Below are 19,917 nucleotides of genomic sequence, written 5' to 3'. Positions count from 1 at the left end.
CAGTTTCCGTTATCGGCTGACGGAAACTGTCCAAGATTGCCAGCGATGGCGGGTGCAGCGGCACGCCGCCGCCGTGCTGGGAGGCGTTTCAACGCTGATCTTCGACGATCGGTCTGCGGAACGGTCCCCATCCCACGAACCGGTCGTACAGGGCTCGCGGGCTCGGCCCGTCGTGCGGGTTCAGGTGGTAAAGGTCGCGCATCGCCTCGTACAGCAGCCCGGCCAGGTAGATCGACAGGCTCGGCATCTTGTTCTCGTACTCGGCTTTGAGCATGAGTCGCGCGGTCGGGCACGGCCACGGCTGACCGTCGGCGCGGCACGCCCAATGGGGGCGTAGCGGCGTGTGCGGCGGGGCCTGGCCGTGCCGACGCGGGCGGTCCGCGACTGGTCCTCGCTCGGGGACGGAAACCTGCGCGGAGATCATTCCTGACCTCCGTTCGCCCGGAACTCCTGAGCCCGGGTCAGGCGACCCACCCGGCCGACCTCGTCAATCCGAAACGCCTCGGTGTGCGCCGTGACCCAGGCCGGACGTCGTGGGGCGGGACGAGGTGCCGGCACTTTCGGGGCTGTTTTGCTGCGCCAGAACGTGAAACGCACGGTTCCTCCTTCGCGCTGTGGCCTTGAGAAGGGGCCGCCCCCGAACGTGCTTGCCGGAGGGGGCGGCCCCGGTACGAACGCGTCCGCCGGGTTCGGGTCCTCCACCGGCCGCGCCGTCTACGAAGCACCTTGCCGGCTGTTGCACGCCGAACACACTGCGTAGCACTATCTCCTTTAGACGTTCACGACGTTTCGGGGAGGTGGCGGATGAACCACGCCGTAATCGAGGCCATGTCAGCCACTGGCGAGACAGCAGACAGCCTCGCAGCTCAGATCGGCGTCGACCCCAAGACCGCAGCCAAGTGGGCGAACCCGGGGAGCATCCCGCAGACCCGCCACCGCGCGAAGGTTGCCGCGCTACTCGGTCGAGAAGAAACAGAGCTATGGCCGGACGTTTTGAAACGTCGGGAACCTTCGTGGTTTCGCCCATGGGTCGACATCGAGCGGGAGGCGGTCGCTTTGCGCGCCTTCCAACTCGCATGGGTGCCTGGCCTGCTCCAGACCGAGGCGTACGCGCGGGCCACACTCGCATGGGAGGCGCTCTCAACGACCGAGGTAGACGAGCTAGTGTCTGCGCGCATCAACCGGCAATCCGTCCTGACTCGCGAGCGGGGCCCGCTGTTCGTCGCCGTCGTTGACCAGGCTGTGTTAGAGCGTCCTATCACCGCAGATCGGTCGGTCATGGCCCGTCAGCTAGAACACTTGGTGTGGTGCGCCGAGCTGCCCAGCGTTGAGCTTCACATAGTGCCGCGCGAGGCGACAGCCTATCCCGGCCTCAACGGACCGTTCACCATCGCCGATCTCCCCGACGGGACGCGAGTGGCGCACGTAGATAGCCAGGCGCAAGCTCAGATCGTTGAGCAGGCGTCCGAAATTGCTACGCTCGAACGACGGTGGGAACGCATCCGGAGCGAGGCATTGCCCCGGGGGCGATCAGTGGAACTCCTGAGAGAAGCGGCAGCATCATGGACATGACCGGCGCGCAGTGGCGCAAGAGCACCAAGAGCGGCAGCAACGGCGGCGACTGCGTCGAGGTGGCCGACAACCTTCCCGGCGTCGTTCTCGTCCGTGACACCAAGGACCGCGACGGTGGAACGTTGGCCTTCGGGCCGGCGCAGTGGCAGGGCTTCGTCAGCCTCGCGAAGGCTATCGGCCCCGTCTCCTGAAAGGCCCTCGGCCGCAGGTGGGCGCAGTTGGCGAGTTCCTGCCGGGCCCTATCACTCGATCTGTTCAGGGAAGCGGCAGCACCATGGACATGACCGGCGCGCAGTGGCGCAAGAGCACCAAGAGCGGCAGCAACGGCGGGAACTGTGTAGAGGTGGCCGACAACCTTCCCGGCGTCGTTCTCGTCCGTGACACCAAGGACCGCGACGGTGGAACGTTGGCCTTCGGGCCGGCGCAGTGGCAGGGCTTCGTCAACCTCGCGAAGACCCTCGTCCCCGTCTCCTGACGCAGCACCACCAAAGGCCCCGGTTCCGGGCTGCGCGGCGCTCGCCGACGCGGCCCAGCTCGTATTCCTCCTGGTTTGCCAGAAGCCGGCCTCCCGAGGAGGCCGGCTCTCTTCGCTGACGGTGACACGGAGGGGTGGTGGCCTACCGTGCCCGGCGCAGGGATCAAGCCTGACCGCCCGGAGCCGGGCGCGGTAGGCCACCACCCCCCAACCCAAGAGCCGGTTACCCCGCCAACCGCCAACGCCCGTTACGTGCGACCAGCGTGGTGAGGGCCTGCGGCATGAGGCCGGAGTGGTTGTCCGGCGTCATGCGGATCGGGCCGGAGAGGCCGTCGATCTGAGACGTCTCCAGCACGTCGCGGATGCCGTCCCGGTCGACCTTCCCCGCCGGGCCGCCGGCCCGCAGTTCGGCGTCGGCGATCAGCTGGATCGCGTCGGCGGCGAAGGAGGACGAGCCGTTGTAGCCGCCGTAGCGGGCGGTGTAGTCCTGGAACCACTGCCGCCGGGCCGCCTTCGCCGGCGTGGTGGCGATCACGTCGTCGATGACCATGGTCTGGGTGAAGACCATCGTGGCCTTCTCGGTGGCCCGGGCCGCCGCGCCGAGGAAGAGGTCGCCCGCCGCTCCGGCGTCGAAGAAGAGCGACCCACGGAACGCGGCCTGCTGGGCGCTGGTCGCCGCGAGCGTGGCCTGCTCCGGCGGGGTCCAGACGACCAGCGCGTCGGGCTTGAGCTTGACGAGCTTGCCGATCTGCTGGCCGACCTCGGTGTCGGTGGTCTTCACCGACTCCTCGCCGGCCACCTTGATGGTGGTCTTGCCCAGTTCGCGACGCAGCGCGAGCACGCCCTCGCGGCCGTAGTCGTCGTTACTGGCGAGCAGGGCGACCTTGCGGACGTTCTTGCGGCGCAGTTCGGTGGTGAGCGCGGACGCGCTGTCGGCCGCGTTCGGGCCCAGCTTGAACACGTAGCGGCGGTCCGCGACCGGGCTCGAGATCGCCCCGGAAGCGGCGAGCGCAATGGTGGGAATCCGCTTCTCGTTGATGACGCCGACCGCGCCGACCGCGCATTCGCTACAACCGCCCATGACGATCGCGCTGACCCGGGAATCGCTGCTGAAGTCCGCGATGTTGCGCAGTGACTCGGCAGCGTCGGAACGGTTGTCCTTGATCCTCAGGTCGATCTTCCGGCCGTTCAGTGCACCGGAGGAGTTCAACTGGTCTCTCTTGAGTTCCAACGCGCGCTGGTATGCCCGGCCCATTGGTGCGGCGGCACCGGAGAGCTCGAGGTCGGCGGCGATCACGATCGGACTCGTGTCCTGCTCCGCTTCGCCGAACTGGCAGCCGCTGAGCGTGGTGGCCACGAGGGCCGATGCGAGCGCCGCGATGGTCGCGGAGCGGATGGGGCTCAACTCAGTCCTCCAGGTGCGGGCGCGGGCGCTGCCCGGTCACCGCCGCTAAACCGTCCTCAGTGGAGGACGGGATCTCTCCTGCCGTACGGTGTGTGCGCGAAGCCTGCAAAACCTTGCCAATGGCGGGCGCTGTGGTCAAGCGCGGACCCCGGTTGCATTTTCGGGACGGTCATCCCACATGCTGGGGTAACGCAATGTTTGCAAAACCTCACTTTGCACACACGCGTGACCACTCTGGAGTTACATGCCCTGTTCAGGGGCTTGCGGAAATGAAGGTATCAGTTGACCGGATCAAGGGTTCCGCGCCGTCCGACCGTTTCCTACCTCACTGCGGCTTCCCAAACACGATCTTCTCTGATGAAATCGCGGCCGTGCCGCGCGTGGTCCCCTCCGCTCCCGGCACGGCTCGGCGGGCCAGGCGGGGAAGAAACGACGGAGGCGATGTCGTGAGCACCGGACCGACGACCCTGCCCGCGATCGGCGGCGATACCGGGCGTAAGCGCCGCCGCCTGCCGAGGCTGCGGGACGCCCGGATCCGGTCCAAACTGGCGCTGATCCTGGTCGTTCCGGTCGCCGCCGTGATCGCGCTGGCCACCGTCCGACTCATCTCGGTGGGTGAGGGCGCTTACGACGCCACCCGGGCCCGGGCGCTCACCGCGCTCTCCATCGACGTCAGCGCGCTGACTCAGGACCTTCAGGCCGAGCGGATGGCGGCGGCGGCCTACCTGGCCACTCCGCAGCAGCCGGCCGACGCGTACAACCTGCGGGTCCGTCAGACGCAGCAGCGGGTGGACGAGTACCGCGCCGAGCGCGACCGGATCGGCGAGGTGCCGGCGGCGGTACGGGACCGGCTGGCGGCGATCGACGATCACCTGGCCACCCTGGACGGCACCCGCCAGGAGGTGCTGGACCGTCGGCAGATGGCGGTCGCCGAGGCGGTCCTGCGCTACGGCGTCATCCTCACCGACCTGATCAGCTACGGCGACGGGCTGGCCCAGCTGCCCGGCGACGAGAGCCTGGCGGACAGCCGCCGCGCCGTCGCCGCTTTCGCCCGCGCCAAGGCGTCCGTCGCCGAGGAGGAGGCGGTCGCCTTCACCGCGCTGACCGCCGGCCAGCTCGACCCGGAGCAGTTCTCCTCCTTCGTGGCCACGCTGACCAGTCAGCAGGAGGCGCTGGTCTCCTTCTCGCTCGCCGCCGACCCCGTGCAGCGGGCCCTGGTCGACAGCACCGTCTCCGGTGACGCCGTCGGCCTCTCCGACCGGGTCGCCACCGACATCAGCCGCTCGGTCGGGCAGCGCCCGCTGGTCAGCGCGCAGGACGCCACCGCGGCGATCGGCGCGGTCAACGACCTGATGCGCTGGGCCGAGATCCAACTCCAGGACCGCCTGCTGGCGCAGGCCGACGAGGCGCGCTCGGACGTCATCCGGCAGGCCGTGGTCGAGTCGATCCTGGTGCTGCTCACCCTGATCATCGCCGTGTCGCTGGCCGTGGTGCTGGCCCGGTCGCTGAACGACTCGCTGCGCCGCCTGCGCGAGGGCGCGCTCGCGGTGGCCAACCACGACCTGCCCGACGCCGTGCAGCGCCTGCAGAACATGGGCAGCGTCGGTGACGGCGGCGTGGACGAGATCGTCCGCCAGGTCCGGGACCCGATCCAGCTCACCAACCGCGACGAGGTCGGCCAGGTGGCGTCGGCCTTCAACGTCGTCCACCGGGAGGCGGTGCGGGTGGCGGCCGAGCAGGCCGCGCTGCGCACCAGCGTCTCGGCGATGTTCCTCAACCTGGCCCGCCGCAGTCAGACCCTGGTCGACCGGATGATCGGCGAGCTGGACGCGATCGAGCGCGGCGAGGAGGACCCGAAGCGGCTGGCCCAGCTCTTCGAGCTGGACCACCTGGCCACCCGAATGCGTCGCAACGACGAGAACCTGCTGGTCCTCGCGGGCGCCGACTCGGCCGTGCCGCGTCGTGACGACGCGCTCGTCGTGGACGTGCTGCGCGCCGCCCAGTCCGAGGTCGAGCTGTACAACCGCATCGAGTTCGGCACCGTCGACACCGACATCTCGGTGGCCGCGCACGCGGTCAACGACGTCGTACGCCTCGTCGCCGAGCTGCTCGACAACGCCACCCGGTTCTCGCCGCCGAACACCACCGTCGTCGCCGACGGTCGTCGCATCCGCGACTACGTGCTGATCCAGATCGAGGATCGCGGGCTCGGCCTCACCGACGAGCAGCTCGACTCGCTCAACCGTCGGCTGGCCGCCCCGCCGAGCGTGGACGTCGCCGCGTTCCGACTGATGGGTCTGGCCGTGGTGAGCCGGCTCGCTTCCCGCTACGGCATTCGCGTGGAGCTGCGCCGCAACGTCGAGGGCGGCACGGTCGCCCAGGTGACGCTGCCCGCCGCCACCGTGATCCTGCCCAGCAGCCGGGGCCGCGACCAGGCCGCGATCACCCGTCCGCGTCAGCCGATGGCCGTCGAGCAGACGCCGCTCACCCCGGTCGGTCACGCCGAGTCGTACGCCGGCGCGACCACCACGGCGGCGACGCTGCCGGACCAGTGGCGGAGCAACGCCCCCGCGCCCGCGCAGTGGCAGTCCCCACTGGACACGCGGGACACCACCCCGGCTGTGCAGGCGGGCGGCTACACCGGGGCACGCCCGTCGGTGCCACCCGTCGCCGCGCCGGCCGTTCCGACGCCGCCCGCGCGACCGACGTACGGCAACGGCAACGGGACCACGGCGGGCAGCCCCACCGTGGCGTACCCGACCATCGACGCGCTGCCCCGGCGGGGCGCGACGGCCGACACCACGGACGGCCGGAGCGCGCCGGTGTTACCGGTCGGCCCGGTCGCCGGGCCGGGCGCGGTCGCCCCGCCGGCGCCGCCCGCGACGCCGCTCGCGCCCGTGCAGCCCGTCGCGCCGCCGACGCCGGCCGCGCCGGTCAGCACCCGGCCGGAGTTCCCCGCCGAGGCGCCGATCTTCCGGGAGATGGAGGCGGTCTGGTTCCGGTCGCACGGCGACGACGCCACCGCGATCTTCACCCGGCCGCAGTTCGACGCGCCGCCTCCACCCGCCGACGCCGGCCCGCGTGTGACGAACGGTGGCCCGTCGAGCGCCGCGACCGCGCCGGCCCGACCGCCGCTGCCCACCCGGACCCCGGGCAGTTCCGAGGGCACCGGAGCGCAGAGCGTGGGAAGCATGGACGGATTCGGCACCGCGAAGACCGCAGGTCGTGGGGCCGCCACACCGACACCGCCACCGTCGTACGCCCCGCCGCCGGCCGCCCCGCCGCCGGCCGCCCCGACGGCTCCGACGGCCCCGGTCGCGGCTCCCGCGCCGGCCGCCGCGGCCCCGACCCCGGCACCGGACCCGGACGCCTGGCGGACGGCGGCCGACGAGGGGTGGACGCTGGCCAGCCGGGCCGCCGAGCCGGCCCCCGCCGGCACCACCCGTTCGGGTCTGCCGAAGCGGGTGCCGCAGGCGCAGCTCGTGCCGGGCGGTATCGAACCGAAGGGTGGTCGGGACCGCAGCCGGCGGACCCCCGACGAAGTACGCGGCCTGTTGTCGGCCTACCACCGCGGCGTGCAGCGCGGTAGGTCGGCTGGTACGGACCTGAACAGCACCTCGACCAAGGAGAGCCGATGAACAGGCCAGCTGCCATGCAGGACATGGGTTGGCTGCTCACCAACTTCGCCGACAGCGTGGCCGGTATCGCCCACGTGGTGGCGGTGTCCGCCGACGGGCTGCTGCTCGCGTCCTCCCGGGACCTGCCGGGGGACCGGGCCGACCAGCTCGCCGCGATCACCTCCGGCGTGGTGAGCCTGACCGAGGGTGCGGCCCGGATGTTCAGCGCGGGCGGGGTGTTGCAGACCGTCATCGAGATGGACAGCGGTTACCTGTTCCTCATGTCGATCAGCGACGGCTCGTCGATGGCCGTGCTGGCCGCGCGGAGCTGCGACGTGGGCCAGGTGGGCTACGAGATGGCGCTGCTGGTGGAACGGGTGGGCGCCGCGCTGGTGCCGCTGCCACGGGACGCGGTGCGTTCGTAGCGCCACAGTCCGGTGCGTGGACCGCGCGCCGGAGCAGGGAGGGGAGGCGGTGTGCACCGGCTCCGGGGTAGACGAGGAGGTGATCGGGGATGGACCAGCGACGCGTTGACCCGCGTGGCGCGTTGGTACGTCCGTACGCGGTCACCCGTGGTCGTACCGAGCCTCGGCAGGACATCGCTCTCGAGGCGGTCCTCACCTCCTCTCCCACCCAGGTTGCCGAGTCCCGTTTCGCGGGGCACGACAAGCACCGCATCGCCACGGTCTGCGAGGGCCGTGCGCAGTCGTTGGCGGAGATCGCCGCGTACACCCGGATGCCGCTGGGCGTCGCCCGGGTACTGGTCGCCGACATGGTGGCCGAGAGCCTGCTGACGTTACACACTGCTGCTCCCGCCGAGGGGTTCGAGGAGCGGATGGAACTGCTTGGAAGGGTGCTAAGTGGACTTCGCAGGCTATGACCCCGCTGGGGGGCGGCAGCCGAGCCGGGGAATCGTCTCCGCGAAGATCGTCGTCGCGGGCGGTTTCGGCGTCGGTAAGACGACCCTGGTCGGCTCGATCTCCGAGATCACGCCGTTGACGACCGAGGCGGTGATGACCGCGGCCGGTGTCGGCATCGACGACCCGTCCAAGGTCCCCGGCAAGGAGACCACCACGGTCGCCATGGACTTCGGCCGTATCACCATGGCTCAGGACCTGATCCTGTACCTGTTCGGTACGCCGGGTCAGACCCGCTTCTGGTTCATGTGGGACGAGATCATCCGCGGTGCGGTCGGTGCCGCCGTCCTGGTGGACACCCGCCGGATCACCGACGCGTTCGCTCCGCTGGACTACTTCGAGAACCGGAACCTGCCGTACGTGGTGGCGCTGAACAACTTCGACGGCGCTCCCCAGTACGAGGTGGAGGAGATCCGCGAGGCGCTGGCCATCTCGCCGCAGGTGCCGTTGGTCATGACCGACGCCCGGCAGCGGGACTCGGTCAAGCAGGTGCTGGTGACGGTGGTCGAGCACGCCATGCTCCGCCTTCAGGCCGAGCACGGCCGAGGCTTCCCCACGCCGGTCGGCTGAACCGTACGGTCACGGCCGGCTGAACCACCGGTGGATCACGGCCGGCTGGGAACAGCCGGCCGTGGCGCGTTTCAGTCGACCCGGAGCCGGTAGCCGCGCTTCACCACGGTCTGCACCACCCGGGGAGCGCGCAGACCGGCACGCAGTCGGGCCACCGCCATCTCCACGGCGTGCTCGTCCGCGCCCCGGGGCAGGGTCCGTAGCAGGGCGGTACGCGACAACACCCGGCCCGGGGACTGCGCCAGCGCCCGCAGCACCGCCATCGGCGCGGGGGCGAGGGGCCGCAGGTCGCCGTCGATCACCGCGGCGTGCCCGCGCAACGTGAGCAGGTGGCCGCCGGCCTTGAACGTCACGGTCCGGCGGGGCAGCTCGTCGACGATGGTGCGGACCAGGGCACCCAGCCGGGCGCGGCCGGGTGCGCTCACCGGCACCCCGAGCCGGAGCAACGGCTCGGCGGTCACCGCGCCGACGCAACAAGCCAGCACGTCGGTACGGAACGCGGCGACAACGGCGTCGGTACGGTCCCCGGCGGTCCGCAGCAGCGCCTCCACCGCCGGCGCGGAGGTGAACGTCACCGCGTCCACCAGCCGGCCGGCGATCAGGTCGATCAGCCGGTGCAGCGGCGCCGGGTCCGTCGGCGGCGCCCAGCGGTAGACCGGCACCTCGATCACCGTGGCGCCGGCCGCCTCCAGCGCAAGCGTGCACTCGGGCTGCCGCTCACCGTGCAGCTGCATGGCGATCACTTGCCCGGCCACGCCCCGCCGACGCAGGTGGTCGACCACCTCGTCGCAGCTCTCCGACGCCGGTGACCACTGGTCGTGCAGGCCGGCCGCCCGGATCGCGCCGCGCGCCTTGGGACCCCGGGCGACGACGTACGAGCTGGCGAGCACCGACCGCAGCGGCTCGGCCAGCCCCCAGCCCTCGGCCGCCTCCAGCCACCCGCGCATCCCGATGCCGGTGTTGGCCATCAGGATGTCGGGTGGCTGGTCGAGGCAGGCGCGGGTCGCTTCGCGCAGTTCGCTGTCGTCGGACAGCGGCACGATCCGCAGCGCCGGGGCGAGCACCACACGTGCGCCCCGGCGTTCGAGCAGCGCGGCCAACTCGTCGCGCCGCCGGTCGGCGGTCACCCCGATGGTGAAGCCGGCCAGTTCTTCCCGCATCAGTCCTCCCGTCGCAACCGCACTTCGACGATCCCGTCGTGGCAGCGCGTGTCGTGCCGGGCCACGGTCACCCCGGGCAGGTCGAGGCATTCGCCGGTGCGCAGGTCGTACACCTGCTTGTGCAGCGGCGACGCGACCGTCGGCACGCCGCCACGGCTGCCCACGATGCCCCGGGACAGGACGTACGCGCCGGTGACCGGGTCACGGTTGTCGATCGCGAACAGCCCGTCCACGGTGTGGAAGAGGGCCACCTGCACACCGTCGACCAGGGCGGCGACGCCCCGGTCCCGGTCCAGCCGCTCGAGCGGGCACACCGGGGTCCAGGTCAGCGTGGTGGCGCTCATCGCCGTACCCCCGGAAGGCCGAGGGTGACCGGCTGCCGGCGGTGACCGTCGGGCGGACCGTCACCACGCGCGGGCACCGGCTGGCCTCGCTCCTGCGCGAAGGTGATCGACGGGTCGGGCACGTCGGGGGCGTTGACGAAGGAGGTGTACCGGCGCAGCCGCTCCGGGTCGTCCAGCACGTCGCGCCACTCGTCCGAGTACGACGCCACGTGCCGTGCCATGGCCGCGTCGAGGTCGGCGCAGATGCCGAGCGAGTCGTCCACGATCACGGCCCGGAGGTGGTCCAGGCCGCCGTCCATGGCCTCGATCCAGCCGGCCGTGCGTTGCAGCCGGTCGGCGGTGCGGATGTAATACATCAAAAATCTATCGATTAGTCGAATCAGGGTTTCTGTTGACAAATCAGTGGCGAACAGGTCGGCGTGGCGGGGCCGGAAGCCGCCGTTGCCGCCGACGTAGAGGTTCCAGCCCGTCTCGGTGGCGATGATGCCGAAGTCCTTGCTGCGGGCCTCGGCGCACTCGCGGGCACAGCCGGAGACCGCCGACTTCAGCTTGTGGGGTGCGCGCAGCCCGCGGTAGCGCAGTTCCAGCGCCACGGCCAACCCGACCGAGTCCTGTACGCCGTACCGGCACCAGGTCTCGCCCACGCAGGACTTCACCGTGCGCAGCGCCTTGCCGTACGCGTGCCCCGACTCGAAACCGGCGTCGACCAGGCGCCGCCAGATCTGCGGCAGCTGCTCCACCCGCGCCCCGAACAGGTCGATCCGCTGCCCACCGGTGATCTTCGTGTAGAGCTGGAAGTCGCGGGCCACCTCGCCGATCACGATCAGCTTCTCCGGCGTGATCTCCCCGCCGGGGATCCGGGGCACCACCGAGTAGCTGCCGTCGCGTTGCAGGTTGGCGAGGAAGTGGTCGTTGGTGTCCTGGAGGGACGCCTGTTCGCCGTCGAGCACGTGCCCGCTGCCCAGCGAGGCGAGGATCGACGCCACCACGGGCTTGCAGATGTCGCAGCCCCGACCCCGACCGTGCTCGGCGACCAGTCGGGAGAAGGTGCGGATGCCGCGTACGCGCACGATCTCGAACAGCTCGCGGCGGCTCACGTCGAAGTGCTCGCACAGCGCGGTGGACTGTGCCACCCCGGCCGCGTCCAGGAGCTGCTTGAGCATCGGCACGCAGGAGCCGCAGCTCGTGCCCGCTCTGGTGCACGCCTTCAACGACGGCACGTCCGAACAGCCACCGGCGATGGCGTCGTCCACGTCGCCCCGGGTCACCGCGTTGCAGGAGCAGACCTGCGCGGTGGCGGGCAGCGTTGCGGCGTCCGCGCCGCCGCCGTCGGGCGCGAGCAGGGCGAGCGGCGCGGCCGGCAGCGGGCCACCCACGCTGGCCCGCAGCGTGGGGTACGCGCTGGCGTCGCCCACCAGCACCCCACCGAGCAGGGTGTGCGCGTCGTCGGAGAGGACCAGCTTCGCGTACACGCGGGTGGCCGGGTCGGTGAACGTGACGTCGAGGCAGCCCTCGGTGGTGCCGTGCGCGTCGCCGAACGACGCGACGTCCACCCCGAGCAGCTTCAGCTTCGTGGCGGTGTCCGCGCCCGGGAAGGTCGCCGCGCCGCCGACCAGCCGGTCGGCGACCACCTCGGCCGTCGCGTACCCCGGGGCCACCAGGCCGTGACAGGTGCCGTCGACCGCCGCGCACTCGCCGACGGCCCAGACCCGCTCGTCGGCGGTGCGGCAGGTCTCGTCGACGAGCACCCCGCCGCGTGGACCCAACGGCAGGCCGGCGGCCCGCGCCAGCTCGTCGCGGGGCCGGATGCCGGCGGCCACCACGACCAGCTCGGCGTCGACCACCCGGCCGTCGGACAGCTCCAACGCGGCGACCGCGCCGTCGGCCCCGGCGCGGATCGCCGTGGTGGCGACCCCGAGGTGGGTACGCACGCCCAGGTCCTGGACGTAGCGGCGCAGCATCGCGCCGCCGGCCTGGTCCACCTGGACCGGCATGAGCCGGGGCGCGAACTCGATCACGTCGGTGCTCAGGCCGAGCAGGCGCAGGGCGTTCGCCGCCTCCAGCCCGAGCAGCCCACCGCCGATCACCGCGCCGACCCGCCGACCCGCGGCGTACGCCCGGATCGCCGCCAGGTCGTCGAGCGTCCGGTAGACGAAGACGCCGGGCAGGTCGGCACCGGGCACCGGCGGCACGAACGGGTACGACCCGGTGGCCAGCACCAGCGCGTCGTAGCGGTACTCGCCCTCGGCGGTGCTCACCACCCGCCGTTCCCGGTCGATGGCGGTGGCCGGCTCACCGAGGCGCATCCGCACTCCCTCGTCCGGGGTGTGCACGTTCAGCTCCTCTTCGCTCACCCCGTCGAAGTACGCCGAGAGCCGCACCCGGTCGTACGCCGGACGCCCCTCCTCGGCCAGCACCGTCACGCGCCAGTGGCCCTGCGGGTCTCGGGCGCGCAGCGCGTCGACGAAGCGCTGCCCCACCATGCCGTTGCCGACGACGACCAGGTCTGCGCCGCTCATCGCGTCACCTCCACCGATTCCGCTTCGGACAACCAGTCGACGATCCCGCCGAGCGCGTCACGGCATCCGCCGCATCCCGTGCCGGCCCGGGTGCCCGCGACCACCGCGTCGACCGTCCGCGCGCCGGAGCGCCAGCAGCGCACCAGCGCGCCCTTGGTCACGGTGTTGCACTGGCAGACGACGGCCGCGTCCGGCATCAGCGCCGGTGACGCGCTCGGCGTCGAGACGGCCCCGCCGAGCGCCCGGCCGAGCAGCAGGGCCCGCCGGTCGGCCGGTACCGGGTGACCCCGGTCGAAGAGTTGGATCACCGTGCCGATCGCCGGGTTGTCGCCGAGCAGGATCGCGCCGATCAACCGTTCGTCATGGATGCGCAGCCGGGCGTACGTGCCCCGGGTCGGGTCGGTGAACGTCAACTCCTCGCCGCGCGCGCCGCCGACCGCGTCGCCCATCGCGGCCAGGTCGATCCCGGCCGCCTTGAGCCGGGTCACCACCGGGCGGGGCCGGTACCGGGCGAGCGGGTCCGTGCCGGTCAACACGTCGGCGAGCACCCGGGCCTGGGCCCAGGCGGGCGCGACCAGCCCGGTGAGCGTCCCGTCGTGCTCCGCGCAGTCGCCGAGCGCCGAGATGGACCGGTCGCTGGTGCGCAACCGGTCGTCCACCACCACGCCGCGACGCACGGCCAGTCCGGCGGCCTGCGCCAGGGCGGTGTCCGGGCGTACCCCGCAGGAGAGCACCAGCAGGTCGGCGTGCAGCGATCGGCCGTCGGCCAGGTCGAGTCGGACGCCGGCGTCGTCCGCCACCACCGCGGCGGCGGGCACCCCGAGCTGGATCGTGACGCCGAGGCGGGCGAGCGTGCCGGCCAGCACCGCGCCGGCCGCCGGATCGAGCTGCCGTTCCATGAGGTGGTTGGTCGGATGCACCACGGTGGTGGCCAGCCCGCGCGTGGCCAGGCCCCGGGCGGCCTCCAACCCGAGCAGCCCGCCGCCGAGCACGATTGCGGCACGGGCGTCGCGCGCCACGTCCAGGATGCGGCGGCAGTCGTCCAGGGTGCGGAACGGGACGACCCGTCGGGGCAGGTCGGCCGGGTCGAGGCCGGGCAGGGGTGGCACCACCGCCCGCGCGCCGGTGGCCAGCACCAGGTGGTCGTACGCGATCCGTTCGCCGTCGGCCGTGCGGACCTCGCGGGTCGACCGGTCCACGGCGGCGACCGTCACGCCGGAGCGCAGGTCGATGCCGTGCCCCGCGGCCTCGGTCAACTCCACGTCCGGCTCGTCGATGCGGCCCGCCAGCAGGGTGGACAGCATGATCCGGTTGTACGCGCGATGCGGTTCCGCCCCGAGGACGGTGACCTTGCGGTCGTCCCCGCGGGCGTGCAGCTCGGCCGCGAGCCGGGCGCCGGCCATGCCGTTGCCCACGATCACCACCCGGGCGGTCATGCCTTCTCCACCCGGACCGCGCAGATCTTGAACTCGGGCATCCCGGAGATCGGGTCCACGGCGTCGTTGGTCACCGAGTTGGCTCGTCCGGCCCCGGGCCAGTGGAACGGCGCGAAGACCGTGTCCGGCCGGATCCCCGCGCTGAGCCGGGCCGGGGCGCGCAGCTCTCCCCGGCGGGACGTCACCCGTACCGGGTCGCCGTCGTCGATGCCCAATCGGGCGGCCAGGTCGGGGTGCAGCTCGACGAACGGCTCGGCCGAGGCGCGACGCAGCGCCGGTACGCGCCGGGTCTGCGTGCCGGACTGGTACTGGGCCAGCACGCGGCCGGTGGTGAAGTGCAGCGGGTACGTGGCGCACACCTCCTCGGCGGCCGGCCGGTGGTCGACAGGGTGGAAACGGGCCCGCCCGTCCGGGGTGGCGAACGTGTCGACGAAGAGCCGTGGCGTGTCCGGCCCGTCCTCGCTGGGACACGGCCAGTGGACGCCGTCGGCGGCGTCGACGCGGTCCCAGGTGATGCCGGCGTAGTCGGCGATGCCGCCCGCGGAGGCGCGGCGCAGCTCGCCGAAGACGGTGGCCGGGTCGGTCGGGAACCGCGCCGCCGCCGTCTCGACGTCGCCCAACCGTCCCGCCAGGTCGGCGAGGATGGCCAGGTCGGTGCGGACGCCCGGCGGCGGTGGACGCAGCGCGCGCCGACGCAGCACCCGACCCTCCAGGTTGGTCATCGTGCCGTCCTCCTCGGCCCACTGCGCGGTGGGCAGCACCACGTCGGCCAGCGCCGCCGTCTCGGAGAGCAGCAGGTCGGCGACGACCAACAGGTCGAGGTCGCGCAGTCGGCCCTCGATCCGGGCGGCCCGGGGAGCGGAGACCACCGGGTTCGAGCCGAAGACCAGCAGCGCCCGGGGACCGTCGGCGGTGCCGAGCGAGTCGAGGAGCTGGTACGCCGGCACGCCGGGGCCGGGCAACTCGTCGGCCGGTACGCCCCAGACGCCCGCGACGTGTTCCCGGGCCGCCGGATCGTCGATCCTGCGGTAGCCGGGGAGCTGGTCGGCCTTCTGCCCGTGCTCCCGCCCGCCCTGACCGTTGCCCTGGCCGGTGAGGCAGCCGTACCCCGAGCCGGGACGGCCGGGCAGGCCCAGGGCGAGGGCCAGGTTGACGTACGCGGTGACGGTGTCGACGCCCTTGGCGTGCTGCTCGGCTCCCCGCGCGGTCAGGATGATGACCCGGCCACCGGTGCCCAACGCGCGCGCGGTCGCCTCGAGGTCGGCCACCGGCACCCCGGAGAGCTGTTCCGCGCGGGCCGGCCACCAGGCGGCGACGCTGCGGCGGACCGCGTCGAAGCCGGTGGTGCGCTCGGCCACGTACGCCTGATCGACCCAGCCCTCGGTGAGCGCGATGTGCAGCAGCGCGTTGGCCACCGCGAGGTCGGTGCCGGGCAGCGGTTGCAGGTGCAGATCGGCCTGGCGGGCGGTGGCGGTGACGCGCGGGTCGACGACGATGAGCTTCCCACCGCGCTGGCGCTGCTCGGTGAGCCAGCGGACCAGCGGTGGCATGGTCTCCGCCGGGTTGGCGCCGACCAGCAGCAGCGTGTCGGCCCGGCCCAGGTCGGAAAGGGGGAACGGCAGTCCCCGGTCGATGCCGAAGGCGCGCATCCCGGCGGCGGCCGCCGAGGACATGCAGAACCGTCCGTTGTAGTCGATGTTGCGGGTACGCAGCGCGATGCGGGCGAACTTCCCCAGCGCGTACGCCTTCTCGTTGGTCAGCCCGCCGCCGCCGAAGACGGCGACCGCGTCCCGACCGGAGCTGTCCTGGATGGTGCGTACGCCGGTGGCGACCCGGTCCAGCGCCGCGTCCCAGGTCGCCGGGCGGAGCTCGCCGCTGGCCGGGTCGCGCACGAGCGGGGTGGTCAGCCGGTCCGGGTGGTCGAGCAGTTCGGCGGAGGTCCAGCCCTTCTGGCACAGCCCACCCCGGTTGGTGGGGAACTGGCGGGAGAGCACGGTGACCCCTGCGTCGTCCTCGCGCAGGGTCATGCCGCACTGGAGGGCGCAGTACGGGCAGTGCGTCGCCACCTCCCGGGGCGTCCGCCCCGATCGAGTTGCCGGCCGTGCACCGTCTGTCATGTCGGCAAAGCGTGCCGCCGGGCAGTTTCCAGTCCGGGTCCCTTCTGTTTCGGTCCTGTCAAGTGGGCCTCACACCGCACCGGAGAAGTGCGCGGGTCGGCAGGCCTCCACCGCCCACCCCCCGCGATCTTGCACTTTCGGTGGCGACAGAAGGGGCATCCCGCCCATCTCGACAACAGAAACTGCAAGATCGACGGGACGGGCGGGCTCGTGTGCTGACCGGGGTGCGGTGGGTTGCTTATAATGTGGGAAAAGTGTCTCGAAGGGTGGGAGTGGGGTCATGGGCGTGGTGGACGTTTTCGACGCGGTGGCCGGCACCTACGACGAGGCGCGACGGCGGCTGGTGCCCTGCTTCGACGCCTTCTACGGCACCGCCGTCGAGGTGGCCACTCCACCGCTGCGTGCCGCGCTGGCGGCTGGTCGTACCCCCGAGGTGTTGGATCTTGGCGCGGGCACCGGGCTGCTCTCCCTCCTGCTGGCCGCGGCCGTGCCCGGCATTCGGCTGACCCTTGTGGACGCCGCGCCGGCGATGCTGGCCCGCGCCACCGACGAGCTGTCGGCGCGGTCGGTGCCGCACCGGACCGTTCAGGCGGACCTGTCCGACGAGCTGCCCCCCGGCCGGTACGACGCGGTGGTCAGCGCGCTCGCGATCCACCACCTGGAGGACGACGGCAAGCGGGCGCTCTACCGGCGGGCCGCCGCCGCTCTGACGTCCGGTGGGGTGTTCGTCAACGCCGAGCAGGTCGCGGGTCCGACCCCCGCGCTCGAGCGGCGCTACGACGAGGTGTGGATGGCGCGGATCACCGAGCTGGGAGCGTCGCCGGAGGAGATCGCCGCCTCCCGGGGCCGCATGCGCTACGACCTTCCGGCGACCGTCGCCGACCAGTGTCGATGGCTCGACGAGGCCGGCCTGGTCGACGTCGACTGCTATTTCAAAGAGTGGCGTTTCGCGGTGTTCGGCGGACGTGCCCGCTGACGATATGCACGTTTCGACACCCGGGAGCGAGTCGACCGACGCGTGGATGACTGGCGGTCATACCGATGGGTAGTCTCACCGGCATGACTGCCAAGGTGACGCTGTCGTTCACGGACGAGACGATCGAGGAGGCCCGGCGCTTCGCCAAGCGCGAAGGGCTGTCCCTCTCGGCGTGGATGGACCAGGCCGCCCGGGAGAAGGCGCTGCGCGAGGTCTTCACCGCGCACGCCGCCGCCGTGGGGCGCGCCGGCCTCGACCTGGAGTCTGCCGCCCTCGCTGACGCCCGCGAGGTGGGCATGGTCAACGACCTCTTCTCCGGTGAACCGCCGCGTGCTGCGTAGAGGTGAGGTCTGGCGCATCGAGGGCGCCCGCGAACGACTCGGGTTGGTGATCAGCTCGGACGTCTACAACTCCACCGACGTACCCATCGTGATCGTCGTCGAGGTGGTCGAGGAGTCGCTGCTGCGCGACTCGCCCCTGGCCGTGCCGATGGGCGCGTACGTGGTGATGCCCGACCGGATCTCGTCGCCCATGAAGAAGTGGTTCACCGAGTGCGTGGACATCGCCGACACCGACACGATGCTCCGGGTCGGCCGCGCGCTGCGCATCCTCCAACAGCTCTGAGCCGAGGAACCTCACCAACGCCCCCGGCCCGTGGTGCGGTCCCCGTTTCCGGGCCGACCCACGACGGGCACTGCCAGGTAACTGCGCCTTTCTAGCGTTTTTCCTCGTCAGATCGACGAGGAGGAGCCGCCGTGAGCACGCTCACCAGCACCGCAGTCACCGCCGACCCACCTGCCATCACCGGGCGTCGACGCCCGTTGGACGACTGGCGGCCCGAGGACCCGGACTTCTGGCGTACGACGGGCGCGCCGATCGCCCGCCGCAACCTCTGGGTGTCGATCTTCGCCGAGCACGTCGGCTTCTCCGTGTGGAGCCTCTGGTCGGTGACCGTGCTCTTCCTCGGCCCCGCGTACGGCATCGACCCGGCCGGAAAGTTCCTGCTCACCGCCGTGCCGGCCGCGCTGGGCGCGGTGCTGAGGTTGCCGTACACCCTGGCGGTGGCCCGCTTCGGCGGGCGGCGCTGGACGATCATCAGCGCGCTTCTGCTGCTGCTCCCGACGGTGCCGATGACGATTCTGCTGGAACCCGGGGTGTCCTACTCCACCCTCATGGTGCTCGCGTGCCTCACCGGCATCGGCGGCGGCAACTTCGCCTCCTCGATGGCGAACATCAACCTGTTCTACCCCCAGCACCTCAAGGGACGCGCCCTCGGGCTCAACGCCGGTGGGGGCAACCTGGGCGTACCGGCCGTGCAACTCGTCGGACTGGCGGTGCTCGCCACCGCCGGCGCCGCGTACCCCCGGCTCGTCCCCGCCGTCTACCTGCCGCTGATCGTGCTGGCCGCGCTGGCGGCGGCCCGTTGGCTGGACACCGTGCCCGGGGCGCGCAACGAGCCGGGCGCGCTGCGCGAGGCTGCCCGCGACCCGCACACCTGGTTCATGTCGCTGCTCTACATCGGCACCTTCGGCTCGTTCATCGGGTTCGGTTTCGCCTTCGGCCAGGTGCTCCAGCTCCAGTTCGCCGACCGGTTCCCCACCCCCGTCGACGCCGCCTGGCTGACCTTCCTCGGGCCGCTGATCGGCTCCCTGATCCGGCCGGTGGGCGGGCACTTCGCCGACCGGCTCGGCGGGGCCCGGGTGACGTTCTGGAACTTCGTGGCGATGGCGATCGGCGCCGGCACGGTGCTGTACGCCGCGCGGGAGCGCTCGTTCGGGCTCTACCTGACCGGGTTCCTGGCGCTCTTCGTCTTCTCCGGGATCGGCAACGGCTCCACGTACAAGATGATCCCGGCGATCTTCCGGGCCCGGGCGGCGGAGGCCGTGGCCAACGGCACGCGTGACCCGGAGGCCGCCGCGCGGTGGGCGCGACGCATGACCGGCGCGTTGATCGGGATCGCCGGCGCGATCGGCGCGTCCGGCGGGGTGCTGGTCAACATCGCCTTCCGTCAGTCGTTCCTCAGCTCCGGCAACGCGGACGCCGCCTACCTGGCGTTCATCGGCTGGTACGCGCTGTGCTTCGCGGTGACCTGGGTCGTCTACCGTCGTCCGGGGTCGTTCCAGCGCCTCGCCGGCGTGTGAGCCGGGTCACGGCCGCCGTGCCGGAGCGCGGCGGCCCACCCCCGTTTTGACCTGCCGATGGGACGCCGGGTATCGTTGCCTGCTGTTGTACGACATCCAGAGGCGTGCCCTATCAGGTACGCTTGGTCGTTCGTGCGCGCTGGTCCGGCCCGTTAGCTCTGGTCACCTCGGCGCGCGACCCCAGACCGACGACGAGACAAGGTAGACCTGTGCGTACGTACAGCCCGAAGCCGGGTGAGATCGAGCGTCAGTGGCACGTCATCGACGCCTCTGATGTCGTGCTGGGCCGCCTGGCCACCCACGCCGCCACGTTGCTGCGTGGTAAGCACAAGCCGACTTTCGCGCCGCACGTCGACACGGGCGACTTCGTCGTCATCGTGAACGCGGGCAAGGTCGCGCTGACCGGCAACAAGCGCCAGACCAAGGTCGCTTACCGCCACTCGGGTTACCCGGGTGGTCTGAAGCAGGTTGGCTACGACGAGCTGCTGACCAAGCGCCCCGAGCGGGCCATCGAGCTGGCTGTGAAGGGGATGCTCCCGCACAACAAGCTCGGCCGTCAGCTGATCAAGAAGCTGAAGGTCTACGCCGGTGCCGAGCACCCGCACCTGGCCCAGCAGCCGGTGCCGTTCGAGATCAAGCAGATCGCGCAGTGAGCGCGGGCGAAGGAA

19 protein-coding genes are annotated in these 19,917 nt (G+C 71.8%); 12 read left to right on the top strand and 7 right to left on the bottom strand.

Translation table 11 applies throughout. The features are described from left to right. Positions 1-88: 88 nt before the first annotated feature. The gene (locus tag ACQPZK_RS27700) at positions 89-424 is read right to left on the bottom strand and encodes a hypothetical protein (protein ID WP_433535738.1); all 336 of its coding nucleotides are present in this window, start codon (positions 422-424) and stop codon (positions 89-91) included. A gap of 380 nt (positions 425-804) precedes the next feature. Between ACQPZK_RS27700 and ACQPZK_RS27695 the strand changes: the two genes are divergently transcribed. The 3 genes from ACQPZK_RS27695 to ACQPZK_RS27685 all read left to right on the top strand — a co-directional run bounded on the left by ACQPZK_RS27695 (position 805) and on the right by ACQPZK_RS27685 (position 2,047). Further along, positions 805-1,572: a DUF5753 domain-containing protein gene (locus ACQPZK_RS27695; RefSeq protein ID WP_433535737.1), complete on the top strand. Its 768-nt coding sequence runs from the start codon at positions 805-807 to the stop codon at positions 1,570-1,572. After that, positions 1,569-1,763 carry a DUF397 domain-containing protein gene (locus tag ACQPZK_RS27690; RefSeq protein ID WP_433535736.1) on the top strand — a complete coding sequence of 65 codons (195 nt, stop codon included), beginning with the start codon at positions 1,569-1,571 and terminating at the stop codon, positions 1,761-1,763. The genes ACQPZK_RS27695 and ACQPZK_RS27690 overlap by 4 nt, the downstream gene beginning before the upstream one ends. Before the next feature lie 89 nt (positions 1,764-1,852). Further along, on the top strand, positions 1,853-2,047 hold the full coding sequence (locus ACQPZK_RS27685) for a DUF397 domain-containing protein (RefSeq protein ID WP_433539336.1): 195 nt from the start codon (positions 1,853-1,855) through the stop codon (positions 2,045-2,047). A gap of 223 nt (positions 2,048-2,270) precedes the next feature. Here ACQPZK_RS27685 and ACQPZK_RS27680 read toward each other — a convergent pair whose 3' ends face one another. Further along, positions 2,271-3,452 (bottom strand): ABC transporter substrate-binding protein, encoded by a 1,182-nt coding sequence (locus ACQPZK_RS27680; protein WP_433535735.1) that lies wholly within the window; start codon positions 3,450-3,452, stop codon positions 2,271-2,273. A 446-nt stretch (positions 3,453-3,898) separates the two neighbouring features. On the opposite strand from ACQPZK_RS27680, the gene ACQPZK_RS27675 reads away from it, so the two are divergent. The 4 genes from ACQPZK_RS27675 (at position 3,899) to ACQPZK_RS27660 (ending at position 8,556) form a co-directional block, all read left to right on the top strand. Continuing rightward, a complete protein-coding gene (locus ACQPZK_RS27675; protein ID WP_433535734.1) occupies positions 3,899-7,090 on the top strand; it encodes a sensor histidine kinase in 3,192 nt (1,063 codons plus the stop codon). Then, the gene (locus tag ACQPZK_RS27670) at positions 7,087-7,494 is read left to right on the top strand and encodes a roadblock/LC7 domain-containing protein (RefSeq protein ID WP_007465177.1); all 408 of its coding nucleotides are present in this window, start codon (positions 7,087-7,089) and stop codon (positions 7,492-7,494) included. Before ACQPZK_RS27675 ends, ACQPZK_RS27670 begins: the two co-directional genes overlap by 4 nt. A gap of 89 nt (positions 7,495-7,583) precedes the next feature. After that, positions 7,584-7,949 carry a DUF742 domain-containing protein gene (locus ACQPZK_RS27665; protein ID WP_282305307.1) on the top strand — a complete coding sequence of 122 codons (366 nt, stop codon included), beginning with the start codon at positions 7,584-7,586 and terminating at the stop codon, positions 7,947-7,949. Then, complete coding sequence (locus ACQPZK_RS27660) at positions 7,930-8,556, top strand: GTP-binding protein (protein WP_421473190.1); 627 nt, start codon at positions 7,930-7,932, stop codon at positions 8,554-8,556. The genes ACQPZK_RS27665 and ACQPZK_RS27660 overlap by 20 nt, the downstream gene beginning before the upstream one ends. A 71-nt stretch (positions 8,557-8,627) precedes the next feature. Here ACQPZK_RS27660 and ACQPZK_RS27655 read toward each other — a convergent pair whose 3' ends face one another. From ACQPZK_RS27655 to ACQPZK_RS27635, 5 genes are read right to left on the bottom strand one after another with little or no spacing between them, the layout of a single operon-like run. Beyond that, positions 8,628-9,716, bottom strand: coding sequence for a uroporphyrinogen-III synthase (locus ACQPZK_RS27655; protein ID WP_433535733.1), 1,089 nt, complete (start codon positions 9,714-9,716; stop codon positions 8,628-8,630). Further along, positions 9,716-10,060, bottom strand: a complete 345-nt coding sequence (nirD, locus tag ACQPZK_RS27650; protein WP_433535732.1) for a nitrite reductase small subunit NirD — start codon at positions 10,058-10,060, stop codon at positions 9,716-9,718. Before nirD ends, ACQPZK_RS27655 begins: the two co-directional genes overlap by 1 nt. Continuing rightward, positions 10,057-12,579: a nitrite reductase large subunit NirB gene (nirB, locus tag ACQPZK_RS27645; RefSeq protein ID WP_433535731.1), complete on the bottom strand. Its 2,523-nt coding sequence runs from the start codon at positions 12,577-12,579 to the stop codon at positions 10,057-10,059. Before nirB ends, nirD begins: the two co-directional genes overlap by 4 nt. Beyond that, positions 12,576-14,015 carry an FAD-dependent oxidoreductase gene (locus ACQPZK_RS27640; protein WP_433535730.1) on the bottom strand — a complete coding sequence of 480 codons (1,440 nt, stop codon included), beginning with the start codon at positions 14,013-14,015 and terminating at the stop codon, positions 12,576-12,578. The genes nirB and ACQPZK_RS27640 overlap by 4 nt, the downstream gene beginning before the upstream one ends. Beyond that, positions 14,012-16,132 (bottom strand): molybdopterin oxidoreductase family protein, encoded by a 2,121-nt coding sequence (locus ACQPZK_RS27635; RefSeq protein ID WP_433535729.1) that lies wholly within the window; start codon positions 16,130-16,132, stop codon positions 14,012-14,014. Before ACQPZK_RS27635 ends, ACQPZK_RS27640 begins: the two co-directional genes overlap by 4 nt. A 280-nt stretch (positions 16,133-16,412) precedes the next feature. Here ACQPZK_RS27635 and ACQPZK_RS27630 point away from each other — a divergent pair, with 280 nt between their 5' ends. From ACQPZK_RS27630 to rplM, 5 genes are all read left to right on the top strand, one after another. Next, on the top strand, positions 16,413-17,108 hold the full coding sequence (locus ACQPZK_RS27630) for a class I SAM-dependent methyltransferase (protein WP_433535728.1): 696 nt from the start codon (positions 16,413-16,415) through the stop codon (positions 17,106-17,108). A gap of 83 nt (positions 17,109-17,191) precedes the next feature. After that, the gene (locus ACQPZK_RS27625; RefSeq protein ID WP_421473181.1) at positions 17,192-17,449 is read left to right on the top strand and encodes a DUF6364 family protein; all 258 of its coding nucleotides are present in this window, start codon (positions 17,192-17,194) and stop codon (positions 17,447-17,449) included. Continuing rightward, complete coding sequence (locus ACQPZK_RS27620) at positions 17,439-17,732, top strand: type II toxin-antitoxin system PemK/MazF family toxin (protein WP_433535727.1); 294 nt, start codon at positions 17,439-17,441, stop codon at positions 17,730-17,732. The genes ACQPZK_RS27625 and ACQPZK_RS27620 overlap by 11 nt, the downstream gene beginning before the upstream one ends. Before the next feature lie 131 nt (positions 17,733-17,863). Then, positions 17,864-19,249: an MFS transporter gene (locus tag ACQPZK_RS27615; protein ID WP_433535726.1), complete on the top strand. Its 1,386-nt coding sequence runs from the start codon at positions 17,864-17,866 to the stop codon at positions 19,247-19,249. A 209-nt stretch (positions 19,250-19,458) separates the two neighbouring features. Beyond that, the gene (gene rplM, locus ACQPZK_RS27610) at positions 19,459-19,902 is read left to right on the top strand and encodes a 50S ribosomal protein L13 (protein ID WP_007465158.1); all 444 of its coding nucleotides are present in this window, start codon (positions 19,459-19,461) and stop codon (positions 19,900-19,902) included. Positions 19,903-19,917 lie beyond the last annotated feature (15 nt).

The sequence above is a fragment of the Micromonospora sp. CA-249363 genome, assembly GCF_050950185.1.
GTDB lineage: Bacteria > Actinomycetota > Actinomycetes > Mycobacteriales > Micromonosporaceae > Micromonospora.
The sequence above is the reverse complement of the archived record's forward strand: the minus strand, read 5'-3'. Positions and strand labels throughout refer to the sequence as shown.

Bases quoted from the DNA above. Each gene is read 5' to 3' on its own strand.
- ACQPZK_RS27625 (WP_421473181.1), top strand. From the start codon at position 17,192: ATGACTGCCAAGGTGACGCTGTCGTTCACGGACGAGACGATCGAGGAG.
- ACQPZK_RS27695 (WP_433535737.1), top strand. From the start codon at position 805: ATGAACCACGCCGTAATCGAGGCCATGTCAGCCACTGGCGAGACAGCA.
- ACQPZK_RS27685 (WP_433539336.1), top strand. From the start codon at position 1,853: ATGACCGGCGCGCAGTGGCGCAAGAGCACCAAGAGCGGCAGCAACGGC.
- nirB (WP_433535731.1), bottom strand. From the start codon at position 12,579: ATGAGCGGCGCAGACCTGGTCGTCGTCGGCAACGGCATGGTGGGGCAG.
- ACQPZK_RS27665 (WP_282305307.1), top strand. From the start codon at position 7,584: ATGGACCAGCGACGCGTTGACCCGCGTGGCGCGTTGGTACGTCCGTAC.
- nirD (WP_433535732.1), bottom strand. From the start codon at position 10,060: ATGAGCGCCACCACGCTGACCTGGACCCCGGTGTGCCCGCTCGAGCGG.
- ACQPZK_RS27635 (WP_433535729.1), bottom strand. From the start codon at position 16,132: ATGACAGACGGTGCACGGCCGGCAACTCGATCGGGGCGGACGCCCCGG.
- ACQPZK_RS27670 (WP_007465177.1), top strand. From the start codon at position 7,087: ATGAACAGGCCAGCTGCCATGCAGGACATGGGTTGGCTGCTCACCAAC.
- ACQPZK_RS27640 (WP_433535730.1), bottom strand. From the start codon at position 14,015: ATGACCGCCCGGGTGGTGATCGTGGGCAACGGCATGGCCGGCGCCCGG.
- ACQPZK_RS27655 (WP_433535733.1), bottom strand. From the start codon at position 9,716: ATGCGGGAAGAACTGGCCGGCTTCACCATCGGGGTGACCGCCGACCGG.
- ACQPZK_RS27630 (WP_433535728.1), top strand. From the start codon at position 16,413: ATGGGCGTGGTGGACGTTTTCGACGCGGTGGCCGGCACCTACGACGAG.
- ACQPZK_RS27690 (WP_433535736.1), top strand. From the start codon at position 1,569: ATGACCGGCGCGCAGTGGCGCAAGAGCACCAAGAGCGGCAGCAACGGC.
- ACQPZK_RS27700 (WP_433535738.1), bottom strand. From the start codon at position 424: ATGATCTCCGCGCAGGTTTCCGTCCCCGAGCGAGGACCAGTCGCGGAC.